This window comes from Sphingobacterium sp. JB170, from assembly GCF_900163865.1.
GTDB lineage: Bacteria > Bacteroidota > Bacteroidia > Sphingobacteriales > Sphingobacteriaceae > Sphingobacterium.
Map to the genome: position 1 here is coordinate 92,738 of NZ_FUKU01000026.1, position 21,596 is coordinate 114,333.

22 protein-coding genes are annotated in these 21,596 nt (G+C 40.7%); 7 read left to right on the forward strand and 15 right to left on the reverse strand.

Going from position 1 to position 21,596, the window contains the following annotated elements:
* The first annotated feature begins 219 nt into the window (after nucleotides 1-219).
* From FM107_RS05900 to FM107_RS05910, 3 genes are read left to right on the forward strand one after another with little or no spacing between them, the layout of a single operon-like run.
* Nucleotides 220-858 carry an ABC transporter ATP-binding protein gene (locus FM107_RS05900; protein ID WP_086947592.1) on the forward strand — a complete coding sequence of 213 codons (639 nt, stop codon included), beginning with the start codon at nucleotides 220-222 and terminating at the stop codon, nucleotides 856-858.
* Nucleotides 859-864: 6 nt separating this feature from the next.
* Nucleotides 865-2,247, forward strand: coding sequence for an FtsX-like permease family protein (locus FM107_RS05905; protein ID WP_086947593.1), 1,383 nt, complete (start codon nucleotides 865-867; stop codon nucleotides 2,245-2,247).
* 31 nt (nucleotides 2,248-2,278) lie between these two features.
* A complete protein-coding gene (locus tag FM107_RS05910; protein WP_086947594.1) occupies nucleotides 2,279-2,761 on the forward strand; it encodes a hypothetical protein in 483 nt (160 codons plus the stop codon).
* Nucleotides 2,762-2,778: 17 nt separating this feature from the next.
* On the opposite strand, the gene FM107_RS05915 is transcribed toward FM107_RS05910, so the two are convergent.
* The 9 genes from FM107_RS05915 to FM107_RS05955 all read right to left on the reverse strand — a co-directional run bounded on the left by FM107_RS05915 (nucleotide 2,779) and on the right by FM107_RS05955 (nucleotide 11,837).
* A complete protein-coding gene (locus FM107_RS05915; RefSeq protein ID WP_086947595.1) occupies nucleotides 2,779-3,492 on the reverse strand; it encodes a 16S rRNA (uracil(1498)-N(3))-methyltransferase in 714 nt (237 codons plus the stop codon).
* 3 nt (nucleotides 3,493-3,495) lie between these two features.
* Nucleotides 3,496-4,812 carry a hemolysin family protein gene (locus tag FM107_RS05920; RefSeq protein WP_086947596.1) on the reverse strand — a complete coding sequence of 439 codons (1,317 nt, stop codon included), beginning with the start codon at nucleotides 4,810-4,812 and terminating at the stop codon, nucleotides 3,496-3,498.
* Between the two features lie 8 nt (nucleotides 4,813-4,820).
* Nucleotides 4,821-5,363, reverse strand: a complete 543-nt coding sequence (locus FM107_RS05925) for an inorganic diphosphatase (protein ID WP_086947597.1) — start codon at nucleotides 5,361-5,363, stop codon at nucleotides 4,821-4,823.
* Nucleotides 5,363-6,025 carry a DedA family protein gene (locus FM107_RS05930; protein ID WP_086947598.1) on the reverse strand — a complete coding sequence of 221 codons (663 nt, stop codon included), beginning with the start codon at nucleotides 6,023-6,025 and terminating at the stop codon, nucleotides 5,363-5,365. Before FM107_RS05930 ends, FM107_RS05925 begins: the two co-directional genes overlap by 1 nt.
* A 169-nt stretch (nucleotides 6,026-6,194) precedes the next feature.
* Complete coding sequence (locus FM107_RS05935) at nucleotides 6,195-6,614, reverse strand: HIT family protein (RefSeq protein WP_086947599.1); 420 nt, start codon at nucleotides 6,612-6,614, stop codon at nucleotides 6,195-6,197.
* A gap of 314 nt (nucleotides 6,615-6,928) precedes the next feature.
* On the reverse strand, nucleotides 6,929-7,402 hold the full coding sequence (gene greA, locus FM107_RS05940; RefSeq protein ID WP_086947600.1) for a transcription elongation factor GreA: 474 nt from the start codon (nucleotides 7,400-7,402) through the stop codon (nucleotides 6,929-6,931).
* Nucleotides 7,403-7,530: 128 nt separating this feature from the next.
* The gene (locus tag FM107_RS05945; protein WP_086947601.1) at nucleotides 7,531-8,235 is read right to left on the reverse strand and encodes a response regulator transcription factor; all 705 of its coding nucleotides are present in this window, start codon (nucleotides 8,233-8,235) and stop codon (nucleotides 7,531-7,533) included.
* Nucleotides 8,236-8,243: 8 nt separating this feature from the next.
* Entirely contained in the window at nucleotides 8,244-9,917 is a 1,674-nt protein-coding gene (locus FM107_RS05950) for a sensor histidine kinase KdpD (RefSeq protein ID WP_086947602.1), read from the reverse strand.
* 6 nt (nucleotides 9,918-9,923) lie between these two features.
* On the reverse strand, nucleotides 9,924-11,837 hold the full coding sequence (locus FM107_RS05955) for a S9 family peptidase (protein WP_256959375.1): 1,914 nt from the start codon (nucleotides 11,835-11,837) through the stop codon (nucleotides 9,924-9,926).
* Nucleotides 11,838-11,943: 106 nt separating this feature from the next.
* On the opposite strand from FM107_RS05955, the gene FM107_RS05960 reads away from it, so the two are divergent.
* The gene (locus FM107_RS05960; protein ID WP_086947604.1) at nucleotides 11,944-12,234 is read left to right on the forward strand and encodes a DUF4286 family protein; all 291 of its coding nucleotides are present in this window, start codon (nucleotides 11,944-11,946) and stop codon (nucleotides 12,232-12,234) included.
* A gap of 23 nt (nucleotides 12,235-12,257) precedes the next feature.
* On the opposite strand, the gene FM107_RS05965 is transcribed toward FM107_RS05960, so the two are convergent.
* The 5 genes from FM107_RS05965 to FM107_RS05990 form a co-directional block, all read right to left on the reverse strand.
* Nucleotides 12,258-12,644 (reverse strand): DUF983 domain-containing protein, encoded by a 387-nt coding sequence (locus FM107_RS05965; RefSeq protein ID WP_086947605.1) that lies wholly within the window; start codon nucleotides 12,642-12,644, stop codon nucleotides 12,258-12,260.
* A gap of 365 nt (nucleotides 12,645-13,009) precedes the next feature.
* Complete coding sequence (locus tag FM107_RS05975) at nucleotides 13,010-13,699, reverse strand: RluA family pseudouridine synthase (protein ID WP_086947606.1); 690 nt, start codon at nucleotides 13,697-13,699, stop codon at nucleotides 13,010-13,012.
* A gap of 43 nt (nucleotides 13,700-13,742) precedes the next feature.
* Nucleotides 13,743-14,738 carry an MlaD family protein gene (locus tag FM107_RS05980; protein ID WP_086947607.1) on the reverse strand — a complete coding sequence of 332 codons (996 nt, stop codon included), beginning with the start codon at nucleotides 14,736-14,738 and terminating at the stop codon, nucleotides 13,743-13,745.
* Between the two features lie 6 nt (nucleotides 14,739-14,744).
* Entirely contained in the window at nucleotides 14,745-15,518 is a 774-nt protein-coding gene (locus FM107_RS05985) for an ABC transporter ATP-binding protein (RefSeq protein WP_086947608.1), read from the reverse strand.
* A gap of 1 nt (nucleotide 15,519) precedes the next feature.
* Entirely contained in the window at nucleotides 15,520-16,278 is a 759-nt protein-coding gene (locus FM107_RS05990) for an ABC transporter permease (RefSeq protein ID WP_086947609.1), read from the reverse strand.
* A 218-nt stretch (nucleotides 16,279-16,496) separates the two neighbouring features.
* Here FM107_RS05990 and FM107_RS05995 point away from each other — a divergent pair, with 218 nt between their 5' ends.
* The 3 genes from FM107_RS05995 to FM107_RS06005 all read left to right on the forward strand — a co-directional run bounded on the left by FM107_RS05995 (nucleotide 16,497) and on the right by FM107_RS06005 (nucleotide 19,870).
* The gene (locus FM107_RS05995; protein ID WP_086947610.1) at nucleotides 16,497-17,828 is read left to right on the forward strand and encodes a DUF6600 domain-containing protein; all 1,332 of its coding nucleotides are present in this window, start codon (nucleotides 16,497-16,499) and stop codon (nucleotides 17,826-17,828) included.
* 159 nt (nucleotides 17,829-17,987) lie between these two features.
* A complete protein-coding gene (gene pncB, locus FM107_RS06000) occupies nucleotides 17,988-19,160 on the forward strand; it encodes a nicotinate phosphoribosyltransferase (protein ID WP_086947611.1) in 1,173 nt (390 codons plus the stop codon).
* On the forward strand, nucleotides 19,160-19,870 hold the full coding sequence (locus tag FM107_RS06005; RefSeq protein WP_086947612.1) for a bifunctional 2-polyprenyl-6-hydroxyphenol methylase/3-demethylubiquinol 3-O-methyltransferase UbiG: 711 nt from the start codon (nucleotides 19,160-19,162) through the stop codon (nucleotides 19,868-19,870). Before pncB ends, FM107_RS06005 begins: the two co-directional genes overlap by 1 nt.
* Nucleotides 19,871-19,927: 57 nt before the next feature.
* Here FM107_RS06005 and serS read toward each other — a convergent pair whose 3' ends face one another.
* A complete protein-coding gene (serS, locus tag FM107_RS06010; protein ID WP_086947613.1) occupies nucleotides 19,928-21,199 on the reverse strand; it encodes a serine--tRNA ligase in 1,272 nt (423 codons plus the stop codon).
* Nucleotides 21,200-21,596 lie beyond the last annotated feature (397 nt).

Sequence of the window (21,596 nt, forward strand, 5' to 3'; positions counted from 1 at the left end):
TAAAATTACATTATCATAAAAACACATTATTGTTATCTAAATGTTAAGCGCTCGATTAACTCATTGATAATAAACAACAAACAACACATATATGGATTACCTTTCTAAAATAAAACTAAACATCAAATTGTATTTTTTTCGTTAATCGACCAATCGTTCGCATTGAATATTCGGTCTTTTGTATTATTGTTGGTACTTTGCAAGAGAAAAAAACACACCATGACAGATAACATACTCTCGTCTTCAGAACTAAGTTACCACTACCCACGGGGCCTTCTACTCAAGTTTCCAGATATCAGGATGATCCAAGGGCAACATGCTCTACTTCTTGGAGAATCTGGCAGCGGAAAAACGACATTATTACATTTACTTAGTGGACTGTTAATTCCTACTTCCGGAACGGTTAAGTTGATGGAGCAAAATTTAAGTGCATTGCGTGGTGGCAAGCTCGATGCCTACCGCGCTAATAACATGGGTTTCATTTTTCAAGAAGCACATTTACTACGTAACTTAACAGTTCAAGAGAATATTAAACTGGCGCAAAGTTTATCTAATAATTCGGTTGATGAAATATCCATTTATAACCTGTTAGCAGAGTTGCAGATAAGTGACAAAGCGGGATCTTTACCTAATCAACTCAGCCGCGGCCAAAAACAACGTGTTGCAATCGCACGCGCCATTATTAATCGTCCCAGTCTATTGCTCGCTGATGAGCCGACAGCAGCACTCGACGATAAAAACACAGAACTAGTCATGCAATTGCTCTTCGATTTAGCAAATAATTACGGTTCTACACTGCTCATCGCAACTCACGATAAACGTATCAAGGATCATTTCGAAAACACCTATCAACTGTAATTAACTATGAACACGATACAACTCGTTTGGAAAAATATCAGTCAACAAATAGGCTCTACGTTCTTAAGCATACTTCTTACTGCTTTAGGAGTAGCGATCCTTTGTGTAATTTATATCACTGGAGATAGCTTTGAAAAACAACTTTCAAATAACAGTAAGAATATTGATTTGGTTGTCGGTGCTAAAGGAAGTCCGCTACAACTAATTCTAAGCTCACTCTACCATATCGACAACCCTACGGGAAACATTGCTTTAAGCGATGCGCGTATGCTCGGCGAAAACCCCTTTGTTGAACTTGCCGTTCCAATCTCCTTAGGCGACAACTATAAAGGTCACCGACTGATTGGTACGGAGCCTAGCTATTTAGACCTCTACGAGCTCACCTTTGAGAAGGGAGGGGTATGGGCCAAACCGTTTGAAGCCGTGATTGGTAGTGCTGTTGCGCGCAAACAAGGATTGAAGATCGGTGATACATTTCATACGGCGCACGGATTATCCGCAGAAGGTCATGTCCATGACGAACATCCTTTCCACATCGTCGGTATACTAGAAGCATCGGAATCAATTGTTGACAATCTTATCCTTTGTGATTTAGAAAGTGTTTGGGATGTGCACGGAATCGCGCATAAAAATAAGGAGGATCTTGATCACAACCACGCACATGATCACGAAACTGAACACGCACATGAAAATGAACACGCACATGAAAATGAGCATGACCATGCTCATGAAGAGCAGAAAGACGAAAATGAAATAGCGCCCCGTACGCAAGAACAAGAAGTATTTGTAAGCGAAAAGCCTTCGCTAATGGTAAAAAGCATTGGCGCCGACATGATAGAAGATCGCGGGGAAGAAGTAACGGCTTTGCTGATAAAATATGCCTCGCCCGCTGCAATAGGAATCATACCCCGATTGGTTAATCAATCAACAGAAATGCAAGCCGCCTCTCCGGCGATCGAAAGTAGCAGGCTTTTCTCGCTTTTAGGTGTAGGTCTTGATTCCCTAGCAATATTAGCCTACGTGATTATGGTCATTGCTGGACTAAGCGTATTTATTAGCTTATACAACGCGCTTAAAGAACGTAAATATGATTTAGCGGTCATGCGATCAATCGGCGCTTCCAAAACTAAACTATTCTCCCTTGTATTAGTCGAAGGGTTAGTTATTACTTTAATTGGTAGTATTTTAGGGTTGGTTTTAGGGCATATCGCATTGTTTTTCATTAACCAGCAAACAAGTGAGAGTATCGATATCGTTGACGTTCTCATGATTAATAATGCGGAATTATTGTTAATTTTGGTAGCTTGTCTAATCGGAATGCTAGCAGCCTTAATCCCGGCGATTAAAGCCTACAAAACGTCTATTTCGACAATACTGGGCGATAAATAACACTTTATTAAAAAAAATGCACAATTACAAGATGAAAAAATATATAGCTCTTTTATTTATAAGCTTCATTTCATTGGGTTACCTCCAAGCTCAGGTAACGCAGTTCCCAGAAATGAATGTTCCTGATCACACCCCAATGATGAACAGCACATGGGATGCTATCGATAAGATGATGTATAAAGTAACAAACGAGGGGAATAAAAAAGTATATACGCCAAGCTATCCCGCTGTTCTAAAAGCTTTAGAAAACAAAGTAGTAGAGTTGCCGGGGTATTTAGTTCCGTTGAACAGTGGACGCACACACACGACGTTTATGTTATCGGTACTACCTGTTATGCAGTGTATGTTCTGTGGATCCAACGGTATCCCTCCGATGGTGGAGATCTTTATGAAAAATGATGCTATAAAGTTTACCGAGGAGCCAATCAAAGTCAAAGGTAAAATGGTATTCAACCCCGAACCATTGAAGGGCAACGCCGAAATCCAGATAGTTGACGCCGTGTTGCTAAAATAGTCGAATAAAAGCGGATTTTAACGATTTATCAACGAAATCTCCAGACAGCTGGTTATGGCCGCTGTCTCGGTACGAAGACGGCTATTCCCCAAAGTTATTGGCGTGTACCCCGCCTCAACACATTGCTGTATTTCGCGTTTGGAAAAGTCTCCTTCAGGACCAATCATGATCAAATATTTACCCCCTGGTTTTGCGCTATCGTTCAAATAGAACTTTTCTTCCTCTATACAATGTGCGATGTAAGGGGTAATATCCAACGGCCGTTCAATTTTTAAAAACTGACTAAAAGAAACTGGCGGATTGATCTGCGGTATGTAAGCTTTTAAAGACTGTTTCATAGCAGCCACAGCTACTTTGATCATCCGATCAACTTTGACCTCTTTACGCTCGGAGTGCTCACAAATTATCGGTGTAATTTCCTGAATCCCAATTTCACAGGCTTTTTCTATAAACCACTCCAGACGATCTATACTCTTGGTGGGGGCCACTGCGATATGTAAAAAATACGGAGACTTCTGATAATTTTGCTGCACACTTGAAATATGCAAGGTCGTCCTCTTGGGATGGGGGTCTAAAATTTCTGCTGTATACCAGCCCCCCCTACCATCCACAAGACAGAGGGTGTCTCCGGTCGTTAAGCGCAATACACGAATAGCATGCTTACTCTCTTCTTCATTAAGTATAAACTGACTGTGATGGGCTTCAACTGTAGGTGTAAAAAATAGGTGCATAAGCTAGTCTTCGTCTTGTTCATCAAATGCGGTCTCTACCAGTTCCAATTTCACAAACTCAATATTTTGCTGAGTCTTTTTGATAATGGTAAAAACATATCCTCCCATCTTGCGAACTTCACCAACATCAGGAATCTTTTCGTAATAATGGCTAACCAGTCCCGCTACGGTGTCGTAATCTGAGCTTTCAGGAAGCTCTAACGGCAAATAACCGTTAACATCATGAACACTGGCACCTGCATCCACCATATACTCCACTTCCGATATACGTTCAACCACGGGCGTTTCTTCATCATACTCATCTTGAATCTCTCCGACAAGCTCTTCCACAATATCTTCCAAAGTCACCATCCCTGCCGTACCCCCAAACTCATCCAACACAATTGCAATTTGAATGCGCTTTTGTTGGAATTCAGTCATCAAATCATTTATTTTCTTTGACTCCGGTATAAAATATGGTTTCCGCATTATTTCCTTTAACACGACCTCTCTACCCTTAACCATAATGGGAAGAATATCTTTGGTATGTACGATTCCGACAATTTGATCGATATTGTCGTCATAAATGGGAATACGTGAATACCCTTCCTCGGTAACTGTATTAATAAATTTAGCCGCCGAGTCAGTCATATCAATCGATACGATTCGTGTACGCGGAACCATGATGTTTTTAACAATACGTTCGTTAAAATCGAAGACATTTTTGATCAACTCATGCTCCGCATTATTAAGCGCACCACTCTCTTTCCCTTTTTCCAGCAAATACTGTAACTCCTCGGAAGAATGATTTGATTCACCGCCAGCTACATCAAAACCGAGTAGCTTCAATAGTAAATTAGCGAAGCCGTTTAACAGCCAGATAATCGGTTTAAAGATGTAGTAAAAAAATTGAAGTGCTGTTGCAAGACGCATCGTGGTTGCAACCGGCCGTTGAATTGCGATAGATTTTGGCGCGAGTTCGCCAAAAACGATATGCAAGAAGGTGATGATGCTGAACGCTAGTACGTGGCCAAGATTTGTTGCTATAGTACCAGTTAATTCTAGGTTGAATAAACCAAAAAATTGATGAACAATTTGGGTCATTACCGCTTCTCCTACCCAACCTAAGGCAAGAGAAGCTAGTGTAATTCCTAGCTGTGTTGCAGCCAAATACCCATCAAGATGCTCTGTTATATTCTTTGCTATTTTTGCGACTTTGTCTCCCGATTTTGCATAAAGCTCAATTTGCGAAGCACGAACTTTTACTATCGCAAATTCGGCAGCGACAAAAAAACCATTAGCCAAAACCAAAAAAATAGTCCAAAAAACATCTAGAGCCATCGTATAGCTTAATTATTTCTGATTTCCTTATCGTACAAGTCGATACTTTCCAAAAGTATCTCTTTGGCACGAGCAGGCCCGTGAATACCGTCTACTATGACGTGTTTTTTCTCGAGCGCTTTATAACTTTCGAAAAATTGAACAATTTCCTTCATCACATGAGGAGCTAGCTGCTCAATATCGTTAATATAATTATAAATTGGGTCATTCAGGGCTACAGCAATAATTTTATCATCCTGTTCACCGCCATCAATCATATTCATGACTCCAATTACTTTGGTTTCAACTAATGTCAACGGAAGAATATCCACCGAACAAATAACTAAAATATCGAGAGGGTCTTTGTCATCACAATAAGTTTGTGGTATAAAACCATAATTTGCCGGATAAACGACAGACGAGCTCAAGACGCGGTCTAGTAACAAAAGCCCTGTTTCTTTATCTAGTTCATATTTTCCTTTAGAACCATTCGTGATTTCGATAATCGCATTAACCGAATTTGGCACATCGCTACCAGGAGCTATCTGATGCCAAGGATGTTGTTTACTCATTAATTAATATTACTGTTTGTTTGTTTTGCTTTCTTTCTATTTTTCAACCATCGCTTTAAAAGCGCAATGGCGATTGGTAAAAATGCTACTGCGATGAGTATAACAATGATATACTCTACATAGTTTATAATCATTGGAAACTCCATACCTAGAAAATAACCAGAAAGGGTCAGTAAACTAACCCAAAGGATTGCTCCCAGGATATTATAGATGACGAACTTTTTGAAATTTAATTTCACAACGCCCGCAAATATTGGTGCAAATGTACGAATAATAGGAACAAACCGACCAATAACAAGTGCTGTTCCGCCATATTTTTGATAAAACTCTTCGGCCATTATCACATATTTCCGCTTAAATAGAAGCGAATCCTTTCGCTTAAATAGTACTGGCCCCGTTCGATACCCAAACCAGTAACCGGCAAAATTTCCTAGTATCCCGGCGCTAAGGATGCCAAAATACATGGTAACGATGTCTACATCTATTTTACCCAGCGCACAGAATAAACCCGCTAGAAACAAAAGATAGTCACCAGGTAGGAAAAATCCAAAAAACAGTCCGGTTTCCGCGAAGACTATTAATACAACGATATAAAAACCTCCACTACTTAACAGATACTCGGGATCCATTAATTGCTGAATCGACAGCCAAAAATCTTGCATACTTTTTTGTTAATCAATTACGCTCTACGAGTTTCACTACCCAAAAATAACCAACTTATCGTATAATTTACAAAAACCACGTCGAAGTTCTCTCTTTTATAGCTACAGCGTAACTTCTCCCCGATTTTAGGCATCTATTACGAGTGGTATTGCAGTTCGAATACGAATACTAGTCGTCCGTTGTATTCGTAACCTCCGAAATCGCGAGCCGAATCTTCTCTGCGATTGAATCCAGTTCATCAGCAGCCAACAGGAGTTTCTCTCTCGCAAAATTCATATCGTCTACTTTATTGATAGGAATCAAATGAATATGTGCGTGTGCTACCTCCAAACCAACTACTGCCACACCGACTTTAGGGCAAGGAAATACCTTTTTTATACCTTGGGCGACAATCTTCGCAAACACCCACATGCCCATATATTCGTCATCATTAATGTCAAAAATATAATCCGTTTCCTTTTTAGGGATCACCAAAACGTGACCTTTTGCCAATGGATTAACATCTAAAAATGCTAAATAATCGATACTCTCCGCAACTTTATGTGCTGGAATTTCATTAGACACTATTTTTGAAAAAATTGTTGACATATCTCTATTTAATATTTAGAACCACATATAATAACCGTCGGAAGTGTTGACTATCATGCAAAGTTGTAATATTTATACGCGCAAAATAAAGCAGCGCATATCGCCTGATTGCCGACGCCGTTTAGCAGCAAGTAATCTCAACTTCTGACAATGCAATAATACAAAAATTATCCCTTAGATCGCATATAGTACATAGGGATAACCTAGTTTTGATGTAAAAAAGAAAGCGGCTGCAAAATAATTATTGCAACCGCTTAAAGTATTCGAGTAGCTTTGTGCGGTTATGGCAACACCGCACATAACCTGACTACGCTTTAACGTGTAATCTCAACGATCTCAAATTCTATCATGCCTGCCGGCGCTTCAATTTGAGCAACATCGCCTACCGATTTACCTAATAACCCTTGAGCGATAGGTGATTTAACCGATATTTTTCCCGATTTCAAATCGGCCTCCGTTTCAGAGACGAGCTGATAGGTCATCACGGCATTATTTTTCTTGTTCTTTATCTTAACATAGGATAGAGCGAGAACTTTAGAGGAATCTAACAACGATTCATCAATTAACCGCGCGCTTGCGAGCACGCCCTCTAACTTAGAAATCTTTGCCTCATGTAGACCTTGTGCTTCTTTCGCCGCGTCATATTCTGCATTTTCCGACAAATCACCTTTGTCTCTTGCCTCAGCGATCGCCTTAGCGATATTCGCCCTACCTTCTGTCTTCAACATCTGCAGCTCTTGCTTCAGTTTTTCTAGACCTTCTTGTGTGTAATAGGTTACTTCTGCCATATTATTTACTTATTTTATTCTTACAAAAAATTCAAAAAAAAGACAAGACCACACTGCCCCTCTTTTGGACAACATGGTCTTGCACGTTGATTGCTAAGATAGCTATCAACTTCCACAAATGCAAATTTCTAGTTCGTTTCCTTTATATCGGAGTCGATAAATTTATACCCTAGGCCACGAACGGTCTGTAAATAGTGCGGTTTGTCTGGATTTGTTTCAATTTTCTTACGCAACCGCACAACATGCATATCAAGCGTACGTGTATTGACATTCGAACTATAGCCCCAAACGACCTCCATAAGTTCTTCACGGGTAATCTCCTTTCCTACATTTTGTAAGAAATATAATAAGATTCTATTTTCCAGAATTGTGAGTTCAATCTTACGGCCGTCGCGAATTAGCGAGTGTATATTCGGGTGATGTTCTGTTTGACCAAACGTATATACATCGTTACTCTTTGGTAAAAAGTAGCGGACTTTGTTCTCAATCATAGCAACCAACACATCCATATTGAATGGTTTTGTGATATAATCGGTAACACCATAACTATAAGCGTCAATCTTATCCACGTCCTGTGATTTTGCAGTCATCATAATAATGATGTTTTCGAAACCCGCTTTACGAACCGTTTCGCATACCTCGATCCCCTCTTTGCCTGGTAACATCCAATCCAAAAGAACGACTGCAGGCTTTTGTTCCAAAATCATCGATTCGGCTTCTGTGCCGTTCGCAGCTTGGATAACCTTATATCCTTCGGTTAGTAAACGATGTGTTACAAGAAAACGTAAATTTTCATCGTCCTCAACGACCGCAATAGTGATATCTTTATTCATAATAAAATCTAATTCTTTTTTGGACCAATAGGGAGCAACAATGTAAATGTTGTTCCTTCATTTAGGACACTCTCTACTTTTATATCTCCTCCCATAAAATCAACAATCTCTTTGCAGAAGGCTAAACCCAGCCCTATACTCCCCTGTTGATTAAATTGATTCTTAACCCTATAAAACTTTTTAAAAATACTATTAAATTCTTTCTTATTAATGCCAATGCCTTGATCTTTAAATTTAATAACAAAATTCTTCTTGTTTTGTTGTACGTCTATATTTAGATATTTGTGCTGTGGCTCCGAGTATTTGTACGCGTTATCGATCATATTTTGAAATACACTTAACAGCAATGTGGGATCGACCACCATATTGTTTTGGACTCCGATTTGGTACGAAAAGTTTAAATCAGGGTATTTCAATTTTACCGCCTCAAATATAGGTGCGCAAAACTCTTCCACATCAATCTCCTCTTTTAACGGTTTTATAGACTTATTTTCGATTTGTGCAAACGACAGCAGTTTGTTCATCAAACTGTTCAACTTGTCTGCTTCTTGGTCAAGAATCTTGCCATACATTTGTTGTTCCCCACGAGAAAGGTTATCCGAGTGCTGAATATTGTTTCCGGCAATTTTAATTACGCTCACCGGTGTTTTAAACTCGTGCGTTAAATTATTAATAAAATCGTATTGCAATTGAAAAAGCCTTCCGTTGATAGTAACATTCCGGTATATCAAATAGGCGATGAGAATTAAGATCAAATAAATCAACGAAATTCCTAAGCTTACGGGGAAAAACCGTCTGTTGATCTCGGTATTAATAAATTTCTCAGAGCTCGTATATTGCAACTTATAGTCCGATAATGATCCCGGTAATGCAAGTTCAGTGTGGAAAAAATAATTTTGGTCCGTTATATTTCCAGATACCACGGGTAATATTTCAATTTTTTCGTAGAGATTGGGCACCACATTTTGAATCTGCAGTTTACTGGGATCCAAGAAAAACATGAACATGTCTTGATCATATTCGGCAATTGGAACATCCGATGAGGACATCATCTTCTTATATGTCATAAGATCGGCTAGCCGTGGGATATTCATATAGGTGACCTTCCCGGCATTCAGGGTATAAAAGACCTTGTAGATATCGTCGTCAGACATCCTAGTGGAGTCGGTGACACGTTCTAAAAATCCAACGAATTTCAACACCATGCTGTTAAAATCGTCCACGAATACACGCGCTTCTTCGCTTTGATTACGCTGAACAATAAATTTATTGTCTTTATTTAGATGAAAAGAAATTACGTTCTTGGGGAAAATAAGGAGCTGGTTATACCGAATCCCCGCTTCGATTGAATCCGAGTTGGTGATGTTTATATCGTAAAAATAGACCTCCTTCACAAATGGATACTTTCGCACCACTCCCTCAACATATTCGGCAGCCTTTACCGAATCAAGATAGCCTTGATAATAGGAAATCTCCGGTATCTTACCGTTAAAAAACTCATTAAATGGTTGAACAGACTTATCAAAAACCTCAATCTTTTTAATGTTGAATTCTGTCTCGATGAGGTTTATGATCATCGAACGTGCAGCAAGCATCGCTACGATAAACAGGATCGTCACCAGTACCACAAAAGCGATAAGCAATCCAAAGTTTTTGCGATATTTCAGTTGATTATCTGCCATGAATGTTTAAAGATACTTCTTTAAGAACAATTCGACCTCTTGGTAATAGTTGATCACATTCTCGTCACTCCTAAATTGACGCCCCTCTTCTTCTTTATAAATATATTTAATCGGGACATTGTTCTTCATGACTTTCTGCACGAATTGATTGGCATCCGTCAACGAACTAAACTGATCCTCCCCTCCTTGGGCAAATAAAATAGGAATTTTAACTTTATCGGCGTGGAAAACAGGTGACATTGCCTTAAACATCTCATACTCTTTATCCGGATCACCAATTATATTATAAAATAACGACACATATTTCTTAAGATGTGGCGGGATTCCTTTAAAATAAGTAAACAAATTTGTATATCCTGACATCGAGATGGCACATTTATAAAATGATGAGTTATAAGTAGCAGCATGTAAAGCCGAATACCCTCCGAAACCACTGCCCATAATTGCAACCCGGTCTTTATCGACCACTCCCTGGTGAATTAACCAAGTCACTCCGTCAATGATATCCGCCTGAATCTTGCCACCCCATTCCTTAAACCCGGCTGTCCAAAACTGCTTCCCGTACCCCGAGGAACCGCGGTAGTTAAGCTGAAAGACTAAGTAACCACGGTTAGCTAAAAATTGCACTTCAGCATCAAAGTCACTTCGTTCTCGCCGGTAGGGTCCGTCATGTACCAAAACAACCACCGGTAAGTTCTTTTTCACCTTTCCAGCGGGATAAGTCAAATAGCCATTTAATGTCAATCCGTCCCGGCTTTGAAAAGCGATCGATTCTTTCGAAGATAGTCTTGAACTGGCTAACATAGGGTTTGCTTCAACAAGAAGCTTCGCACTGTCCCTTTCGACATCATAATAATAGATCCCCCCGGCATGGACATCCGTATACACATTGACCAGCCAATGATTTAAACTTGTATCGGAATCGATGATATCAATTGTCTGCCCCTGGAAGCTTTTAGAAAGCGCTAGAAAATCGCGTTCAACATCTTTATTAAAAAAGTGTTTATGTGTCTTATCCTTGGTATATTGCGCAAATAGAGGTTGTTGCGTTCGATCTGAATATCCGTCTGGGTCAAGATCAACTTCACTATTTACATAAAGCAGCGAATCCTCATTCCCCGTCGCTATATTAAACTCCACTAAAGCGAATTTATCGCGATTTTGATTGGAGAGTGCCACAACGTTCGTTAAGGAATTCTTTACGAAACCTAACGGACGGATCAAAGTTAAATAATCCGTAGTAGCTACCGTTTTGAATGGTTGATTCTCCTGCCCTCGGTACAAAAGGTTTTCTTGCACACTATCGCTCGTAATTGCAAGACGAACCTTCCCATCGGCGGAAGAATACCAATTGGCAATATTCCCGGGATTTCTACTAATCAACTCTCTGCCAGAGCCGTCCAATGCTATTTTGTATAGATCGAACACGCTGGAATCACGGTCGTTCATTGCTGCCAACAAATAATCGTCAAACGAACGTTGGGGCTTTACCCACCGCAGTCGGCCTTTCATCGTCGGCAGGAGCGGAATTGATTTCTCACTTTTAACCGATATAGCATGAATACGAAGACTGTCATTGGGCGAGTGTCTGTTGGAGAAAACAATGGTGGAATCGGATACCCAATAAAAGTATTGCACATTCATATCCGACTGGTAGGTCAACTGCTTTGACTGTTGATCATCTTTAAGGTCGAGCACAAAAATATTTCTACAATGGGCGTCAATGCCTAGATAAGCAATCTTCGACCCATCTGGTGAAATACGGAAATTACTTCTTTCGGGTTTGCTAAAAAAATCTTCAATAGGGATAAGATCGTTAACTTCCTGTTTAGATTGACAAGAAGCTAATATACAGCATATTAAAATTATGAACGCCCAATGAAAATGTTTAATCATACCTTGAATCTGATTGTAGTTCAAATATTGTCATTTTTTAAGAATAAACCATAGTTGCAACCTTATTTTTACAGGAAAAACCAAATATAAGTTGTGGTTCTAATCATTCTAAAATTTCGTAATTTTGGGCATGATTTTATATAACATCTCAATAATTGTAGACGACGATAGCCACGATGAAATGCTTGTCTGGGTAAGACAACTCCTCTATGCAACACCGCACGACGCTCATTTTTTAAAAATGCTTGACAACCCCCACGAAGGAACGACGTATTGTATACAGGTAATGGGCGAGGACGAACTCAAAATCACCAAGGTCCAACAAGACATCACCCAAGCGGTTCAAGACTATATTGGTAGGCACCATCACGGAAAAGCCTTTATTTTCGAGAGTAAAATGGAGTACCTGCCTTTCCAATAAAGTAACCGCCAGTAACATTACGTTTACTTTGATTTTGCCAAGTTTGGGTTAAAAGTTATTTTAGGAGTCATATAATGAAGCAACACGAGCCTTGAGTACCGCAAATTAAAAGGAGCAAACGCCAAAATAACTGTAAAGAGCACTGCAATATAAAGCCAAGGAGATTCACTTCCCGTTAGAAAGGCCGTGATCAAACCCACGGTCACCACTTGAGCGACTGAGAAGGCGTAACTGATGTACATAGCCGCATAAAAATAGCCTGGCTCGATTTCGAAACGCAATGAACAATGCGGACAATGCACATTCATCTTTTGTTTCTTAAAGCCATATACCGGTCCCTCAAACATATTACCTTCACGGCACCTTGGGCATTTGGAATGCAACATCGCAGAAAATTTAGATACAGTCATCTCTCAAATTACTTTTCAAACGGTGAAATCTTATTCGAATTGCTTTTACGGTATTTTGTATACCAAAGTATACCGATTCCCACAGCAATCAAATATGGAATCGCTAAAAGAAACAAAATACCATCATTAAGCCCGTTTCCTTGCGTATTTCCATTCATGGTACTATTCTCTGCGTTCAGTGAACACATTGCACACTGTGCGGATGCGTTTGTCGAAACCAACAAAATGATAGACATAGATAGCAGAATGGCCACTATTTTAATCTGTTTGGAACTCATAGTTCAAAAGTACAATTTTTTTTTATGAAACTGTTTGAATCACGCGCGGATTACTCACGCCTGGACATTAAAAAGTGAAGATTTTAATTAGAGCAGCGCATTAAACTTTTCCCAAAAGCCATCTTGCGGAAGGTCTGCAATAAGCATCGTCTGTTCTTCTTTAATCGGGTGGATAAAGGAAAGAGAACGAGAATGCAGACAAATCGATCGCCGCAGACTACCCCGCGGATACCCATATTTGTTATCACCGACGATGGGACATCCCATGTATGCAAGCTGGCAGCGAATTTGGTGCGTCCGTCCGGTAAGCGGATTCACTCGGAGCAGATAAAACCCGTCGAGTTCGCCTATTACTTGGTAATCAAGCTGCGCGAAACTACCACCTTTTATTTCCCTGTCATATGCTTTTGTAACCATCTTTTTGCGGTCACGTAGCAGCCAGTTTTTCAGCGTTCCGGACATTTCCTCCGGCCTATTTCGCACGAGAGCTAAATAGGTCTTTGAAACTTTACGATCGTGAAATAACCGATTCATGCGATCAAGGCCCTTACTCGTCTTTGCAAAAATTATCATGCCGCTCACGGGCCGATCTAAACGGTGTATAACGCCCAAAAAAGCGCCATTAGGTTTAGCGTATTTCGCCGCAAGAAACTCTTTCACGAGTTCCTCCAAGGATTTATCTCCAGTAATATCTACTTGCACGATATCCCCCGCACGTTTATTAATAGCGATGTAGTGATTATCTTCGTAGATAACATCCTTTTCTGTAATACGCATACTTATAAATGTATTTATCTAGCTCAATTAATGATGTACTACCTTATTGCGCGGTGGAATCGCTTGCTGCTTCTGCTTGCTCTTTTGCCTGTTTTCTGAAATAGCCTCTAAATAAAAAATTACTTTGTAGGGCTTTCATGTTATCATCAAGCTTAACGGTGCTACTGTTCAAATTTTTCAAAATCTGTCTTATCTCGTCAGCTGCCTCCGGATCATTCGTTAACACACCAATAGCATTATTTTTATCGTTTAAGCGCGAAGATGTGGCCTCTAAATTGGTCATTAATGCCGACGCCGTTTGTGTGACTCCCTGAAGCTGTGCTGCAGATTCACGTAAGCTTGCAAAAACGGTAGTATCGGTGGAAAGATCATGAATAAGTCCTTGATTACTGTTTAACTTTTCCATCAAAACCGCTAAGTTGGATGATGCCTTATTTGCATCTGACATCACTTTATTTAGCGAGTTTACTGAACTTTTCAGTGATATCGTTAATGTAGAATCTGTCATCAACGAACCTACAACCCCTTTCCCTTCCACCATATTTTGGGAAAGCAAGGCAAAATTCTTTGTAATTTCTACAAGGTTTTCATTGTTAGTTTGCAAAGTGGCAAACATGGCGTCTGTATCGGTTCCGCTAACCGATTTAATCACATCGCCATCCTTTATCGGCGCGGCGTGGTCTGTACCCCCAACGAGGCTGACAATGGCGTTACCAATAAGGCCATCCGAGCCCAATTTACTGACGACATCCTCCCGTATAAATTCACTGTTCTTCTGCTCGATCTGCATGACGATTTTAACATCGTCGATACTTTGGAAAGTAATTTCTTTAACGATACCAACCTTTACCCCGGAAAACCAAACATTATTCCCGACCTTTAATCCTTTCACGTCTTGAAAGTATGTTGTAACCGTTAAAGTTTTACTGAATCTATTCTGTTGGGTACCCAAAACAAGAATACCGGCTACTAGGATAATCAAACCGACTAACACAAATAAACCAACCGTAAGCGTGCGCTTCCTTTCGTTTGAACTCATATATTCTTAAACAATAAAATTATAATCATAAAATGGTTTGACCCGCTCATCGTCGGTGTCAAAAATCTCTTTAAATGTCCCCTGCCGTTCAAACTTACCATCGAGCAACATGACCATTCGATCACCAACCATCTTCGCACAGGATAGATCGTGGGTGATTATTATAGACGACGTGTGATACCGTTCTTGAACCTCATTAATCAACGTATTAACATCTAAACACGTGATCGGATCTAGACCCGCAGTAGGCTCATCGTATAACATAATATCAGGACGCAAAATTAAAGTTCGCGCTATACCGATACGTTTACGCTGTCCGCCAGACAACTCGGAAGGCATTTGGTTTAGTGTTTGAAGCAGGCCCACACCATCTAACACTTCCTCCACTTCACTATTGATTTCCTTTCTCGTTAAATTTCGCTTATTTCTAACCAGTGGAAACTCCAAGTTTTCGCGCACCGTCATACTGTCGTAAAGCGCACTATTTTGAAAAGAAAACCCAATCCGTTGCCGCAACTGACGCAATCCACGTTCATCTAGCATATTGACGATCTCCCCAAGCACATTAATATTCCCATCATCTGGTGTAAGGAGTCCTGATATCAACTTAATCAGCACCGATTTACCAGTTCCCGAACGACCCAAAACAACCAAGTTTTCGCCATTATAAAGCTTTAAATCAACGTCGCGAAGCACGTGCAGATCACCGAATGATTTGCTGACCGCATCAACATTGATAACAACATCGGTACGATCTATATTTACGTTACTTTTCTCCATACTAATTTATTAACGATAAAAGTTGAACAATAAGGAGTTCTTCGATAAAGACCAAAAACATCGAGGAAACTACTGCACTGTTGGCAGCCTTTCCAACACCTTCTGTTCCCTTTGAGGAATAATAACCCACATAAGTACTGGCGAAACCAATCGTGAATCCAAAGACGACAGCACGAATCACCATAGCATAAATATCCTTTATATTTATTGACTCGAATACCTGTGTAAAAAAAGCAAGAAAACTTAGATCATCTTTCGAGGTGATACTCAAATACCCCCCCAACAGTCCAATTCCTGCTACATAAAAACACAGGATTGGGATCGAAATTGTAGTAGCAATTATACGCGTAGAGATGAGAAACTTCGTCGGGTTAGTCCCCGAGACTTCCATTGCGTCAATCTGCTCGGTAACATTCATCGAACTGAGCTCCGCACCTATTTGTGATCCCACCTTACCGGAGGCAATGAGCGCCGTAACTAGGGGCGCTAACGCCCGAACAATAGCAATAGAGATCAACGCTGGCAACCACGAAGTTGCCCCGAATTCCTCGAGCGAGGGACGGGATTGTTTTGTAAACACGAATCCGACGATAAAACCAGTCAAGCTAATAAGGGGAAATGACTTCCATCCGATCTCATAACATTGACGAATAATTTCTTTAAATTCATACGGTGGCGACACCGCTTCTCGCAAAAAACTCATCATAAATCGATGAATCCGAGCAAATTCGATAAGTAGATTTTCTATTTTACGACCCATTCAAGTATGAAATTAATACTTTGTGTAGCGTTTCTGTACAAAAGATAATATCACGCAAATGTACAAACTTTTATTTTCCCTTAGGTAGATCATTTTCCGAATAATGACAAACGATATCAAAAAACTCTGCCCTTGAGTTATGCCTCAAATTAAACCTTCGATTAAATTCAGGTGTCATACCTAACAAACAGTATAAATTTTCACTAAAAACTACTGCTATGAAACGAAAGAACACTCCCATACTCATGCTCGCCTTTGTCGCGACTATTTTAAGTATATTCACACATAAAGAAGTAACCGCACAAGGAAACGTTTCAGTTTCATTAGATCTTTTCTATAATGAACTTTCTCCTTATGGATACTGGGAAACGGACGCAAATTATGGCGACATGTGGTATCCGAATGTCGACGATAATTTTCAACCCTATGGATCAAATGGATATTGGGCGATGACCGAATACGGCAACACTTGGGTATCCAATTACGATTGGGGATGGGCACCATTTCACTATGGACGCTGGGTTCGCACTCCACATCACGGTTGGGGATGGATCCCGGGCTATGAATGGGGCCCGGCTTGGGTTGATTGGCGCTCTGGCGGCGGATATTACGGATGGGCACCCTCGCAGCCAAATGTGACAGTTTCCGTTGGCCTGCCTTTAAACCTTTGGATATTCCTACCATCACGTCGAATTTATGATCGTTACCATAACCGTTACTGGGACCGCGGACATAGAAACGTATACAATAGAACGACGATTATAAACAACACGTATGTTGTAAATAACAACCGGTACTACGGAGGCCCGTCCAGACGTGACGTATCACGCCATCTTGGTAGAGATGTCACTGTCCGAAGTCTACGCAGTTCAGATCGACCGGGTCGTTCCAGAGCTGACAACCGCTCGGTATCGATCTATAAACCGCGCGGAAATAGCAACGCAAAAGGATCTAGAGTTAGGAGTACGACAAACGGTAGATCTTCCAGCGCAGCTGCCAGAAATAGCCGTAACAGCTCGCGCGTTAGTCGTGATGCCACGGCAAACAGCGGATCAGCAGCAAACAAATCGAGTAGTAGATCAAGATCCGCAACAGCGCGACAAAATGCAAGACCTACAACGGTAAACAAAAAGAATACGCCGCGCGCGAAAGCGACAACAACAAGAGGATCAACAAGCAGCGTGTCACGGAAAAGTCGCCAACCTGCAACCTCCAATAGGACGCAGCGTAGTACACCTTCGGTTCAACAACGCTCAAACTCTAACCGGGGAAGTGTACAAAAAGCTGCACCTAGGGCAAATAAAACACAAAGACGCGCGCCTGCGGCAAAACAACGTTCGGGAGCTAGTCGCGGAAGCGTGCAAAAAGCGGCGCCCAAAGTGAATAAGACCCAAAGAAGCGCGCCAAGCCGGTCTCGTAGCTCTGCCCCTCGGGTTCAGAAGGCAAGCCAGCGTAGTAACTCCCCCTCCGGTGTAAGCCGCAGTTCGTCTAGTTCAAGAGCAAAAGCTAGCACCACGCGATCATCGAGCGGATCGCGAGCACGCCGATAAACGGTATACAAAAACATTTACATTTAAATAGCAACCCTCGAAGGTTGCTATTTTTTGTTCACTGCTTCCAGCCAGTCAACAATAATACGCCAGCAACTTCGTAAAATACCTTCACAATTTACTATCTTCAATCTTTATAAGACAATCAAAGCAGATCAGATGACTCAATTAGTTTCGATTTTAGACAACGATTTCTATAAATTTACGATGCAATATGCAGTAAGTAAACTATTTCCTAAAGCGCTGGCGAAATATCAATTTATCAATCGTGGCGAACATCAATTTCCTGAGGGATTCGACAATAAGCTAAAAGAAGCGATTTCCGACATGGCGCAGCTCAAGTTGACCCAAGGAGAAAAAAAATATTTTAAAGATACGTGTCCGTACATCGATCCTATTTATTTTGACTTCTTACAAGGCTATCGATACGACCCCGCGGAAGTAAATATCCAACAGGTAGGGCACAATTTAACCGTTGAGGTGCAGGGATATTGGTATCGAACGATTCTATGGGAGGTCCCCATCATGTCGTTAATTTGCGAAACATATTACGAAATGACCGGAGCGCAGCGGGTTGCCAACGACGAAGTTTGTGTGATCGCCGAGTCAAAAATGGATAAATACGACAAACTCAACATCACGATTGCAGATTTTGGCACGCGCAGACGTCATTCCTATCAAGTGCATGATCTGGTCATCAAAACATTAAAACAACATCCCACTAAAACATTTATCGGTACTTCAAATGTCCATTTGGCAATGAAATATGATACCACTCCGATCGGTACCCACGCGCACGAGTGGTTTATGTTCCATGCGGCGAAATACGGCTATAAGATGGCCAACTTGTTAAGCCTGGAACACTGGTCCGAGGTGTACCGTGGTGACTTAGGTATTGCGCTCTCGGACACGTACACCACCGAAGTGTTTTTCAAACAGTTCGATAAAAAGCTTACTAAGCTATTTGACGGTGTTCGCCACGATAGTGGCGACCCCATTGAATTTGCGCAGTTAACGATCGATCATTATAAAAGCCAAGGTATCGATCCACGGTCCAAATCGATTATTTTCTCCGACGGGCTTGATTACGACAAAGTAGAAACAATTGTACGTTTCTGCGAAGGGAAAATCGGACACTCATTTGGAATTGGAACGGACTTCACCAATGACGTGGGGCTAGAACGGATGAATATAGTGGTAAAGATGGTGGAGGCGCAACCCGAGGGTGGACCATGGACAGATGTCATTAAACTATCCGATGAGCCGAACAAGCACACCGGTAATAAGGACGAAATCAACCTCGCGAAGTCAGTTTTAAATATCAACGATTAATGGCAAAGGATGTATATGGGGACGCGCTATACGATTATCACGGATCACAACGACTCCACGAGCCGTTATTGCTTCATAGTAGCTATGGCGATATTGAAGAGATGCCTATCGAGGTTTTTTTTCGCGAACCGGAGGAATTCCCAGAAATGGAGCATATAGCACTCGCATTGTGCGATGGACACGTGCTCGATGTGGGTGCGGGTGTTGGCTGTCACGCACTGTTTCTACAAAATAGGGGATTCGAAGTAGACGCCATTGAGCATAGCCAAAAAGCATGTAGTATCATGAAAGCACGCGGTGTGAAAAACGTTACTTGTGCGGACTTTTTCAAGCTCACGAATAAAAAGTATGATACACTCCTTTTTTTAATGAATGGCATCGGATTAGCCGGTTCTATTGCAGGGTTCCGGATATTACTTGCTCACGCAAAAACACTACTCACACCAGTAGGACAACTTTTGTTCGACAGCTCGGACATATCGTATTTATATGAGGAATATAGAATTACCAAACCGGATCATTATCTGGGCGAAATTAACTTCCAATACGAATATAAAGGCGAATTTGGGGATTCCTTTAATTGGTTATACATCGACCAGCTAGAACTTATAAAAATTGCCCGAGAGGAGAATTGGGTAGTACAAATATTAGACGAAGACGATGCAGATCAGTATTTGGTTCGGATGGAACCGCGTCGAGACGAGCGTTAATTAAAAAAGGTGAAAATTGATTTTTCACCTTTTTTAATTAACTATCATATCCTCATACTAATCGATCCATTCAAATCCCGTATAGGGAACCAATACGTTAGGAATGCGTACACCTTTATCGGTTTGATTATTTTCTAATATCGAAGCTACGATTCTCGGTAATGCTAGCGCAGAACCGTTCAACGTGTGAGCTAACTGCATCTTTCCATTCGAATTTTTGAATCTTACTTTTAATCGATTCGACTGATAGGTCTCAAAATTCGACACGGATGACACCTCTAACCAACGCTCCTGTGCTGCGCTATACACCTCCATATCAAAGGTTAAGGCGGAAGTGAAGCCCATATCCCCACCACATAAGCGTAAAACTCGATAAGGTAGTTCTAACTTCTGTAATAAGCCCTGAATATAGAGGCTCATTTCCTCCAGCACTTCATACGATTTATCGGGATGAACAAGCTGCACGGTTTCAACTTTATCGAATTGATGAAGTCTATTCAAACCACGCACATGTGCTCCATATGATCCCGCTTCGCGGCGAAAACAAGGTGTGTAGGCAGCATGCTTTATAGGGAACTGTTCTTCTTTGACAATTACATCACGATATAAGTTAGTGACTGGAACTTCAGCAGTAGGAATCAAATACAATTCATCCTGCGCCACATAATACATTTGGCCATCCTTATCCGGCAATTGCCCCGTCGCAAATGCGGACGCTTCATTTACCATGATTGGAACCTGTACTTCATTATACCCTTCATCGGCCGCTTGATCTAGAAAGAAATTTATCAAAGCTCGTTGCAACCGTGCACCCTTGCCTTTATACACCGGAAATCCAGCTCCCGTAACTTTCACTCCAAGTTCTAGATCGACAATATCATATTTCATGAGTAAATCCCAATGTGATAAAGCATTTTCTTGAAGTTTCGGCACTGTTCCATTCTCTAGAACAACTTCATTATCCTCTGGAACGAGTCCTTTTGGTACCGAGGTGTGCGGTAGATTAGGTAAAAGGACAATTTTACTATTCAACTCCTGTTCTACTTCAGCAAGTTTCTCGGTAAGCTGTTTCACTTGATCTTTATATCCAGCCGATTCAGATTTCACCCGGTCAGCTTCCGCTTTATTCCCCTGGCGCATGAAATCTCCAATTTGCTTAGACGCTGCGTTCGCCTCTGCAGCAAGCGCATCTGATTCGTTTTGAATTTTACGACGTGAATCATCAAGTTGAATCAAATGATCAACCAACGTTGCATCTTTAAAATTCTTAACAGCCAATCGTTCGATTACTGCATCCCTATTCTCCCGGATATAATTAATCTGTAACATATATGAACAACAATTTTAGATGCACAAAGATAAGAAGTGAAATTGAAAATGGCATAATTAACGAACAATACAATATTATCGGCAAACCATTAGCAAACTCATATCATTATATTTGTTTTATTATAAAAATTTAATATTTTTGATAAATCGAGTGTGAATTAACAATTTATTTATGGAATCATAATTTCCAATTCACATTAGTAAGGTACATTTGTTATATAAAATTTAAAATAATAGTATTATGTTAAAAGATCTAGAAATTTTTGAACCGGAATCCGAGCTTGAATTACAAGAATTAGCCTACGATGGTGATGATTATGTAAGCATTGAAGATTAGCTTCGACCGCTTACATAATTAATTAAAATTCCGTTCCCTCCTTCCCTCTTCTACCAATCT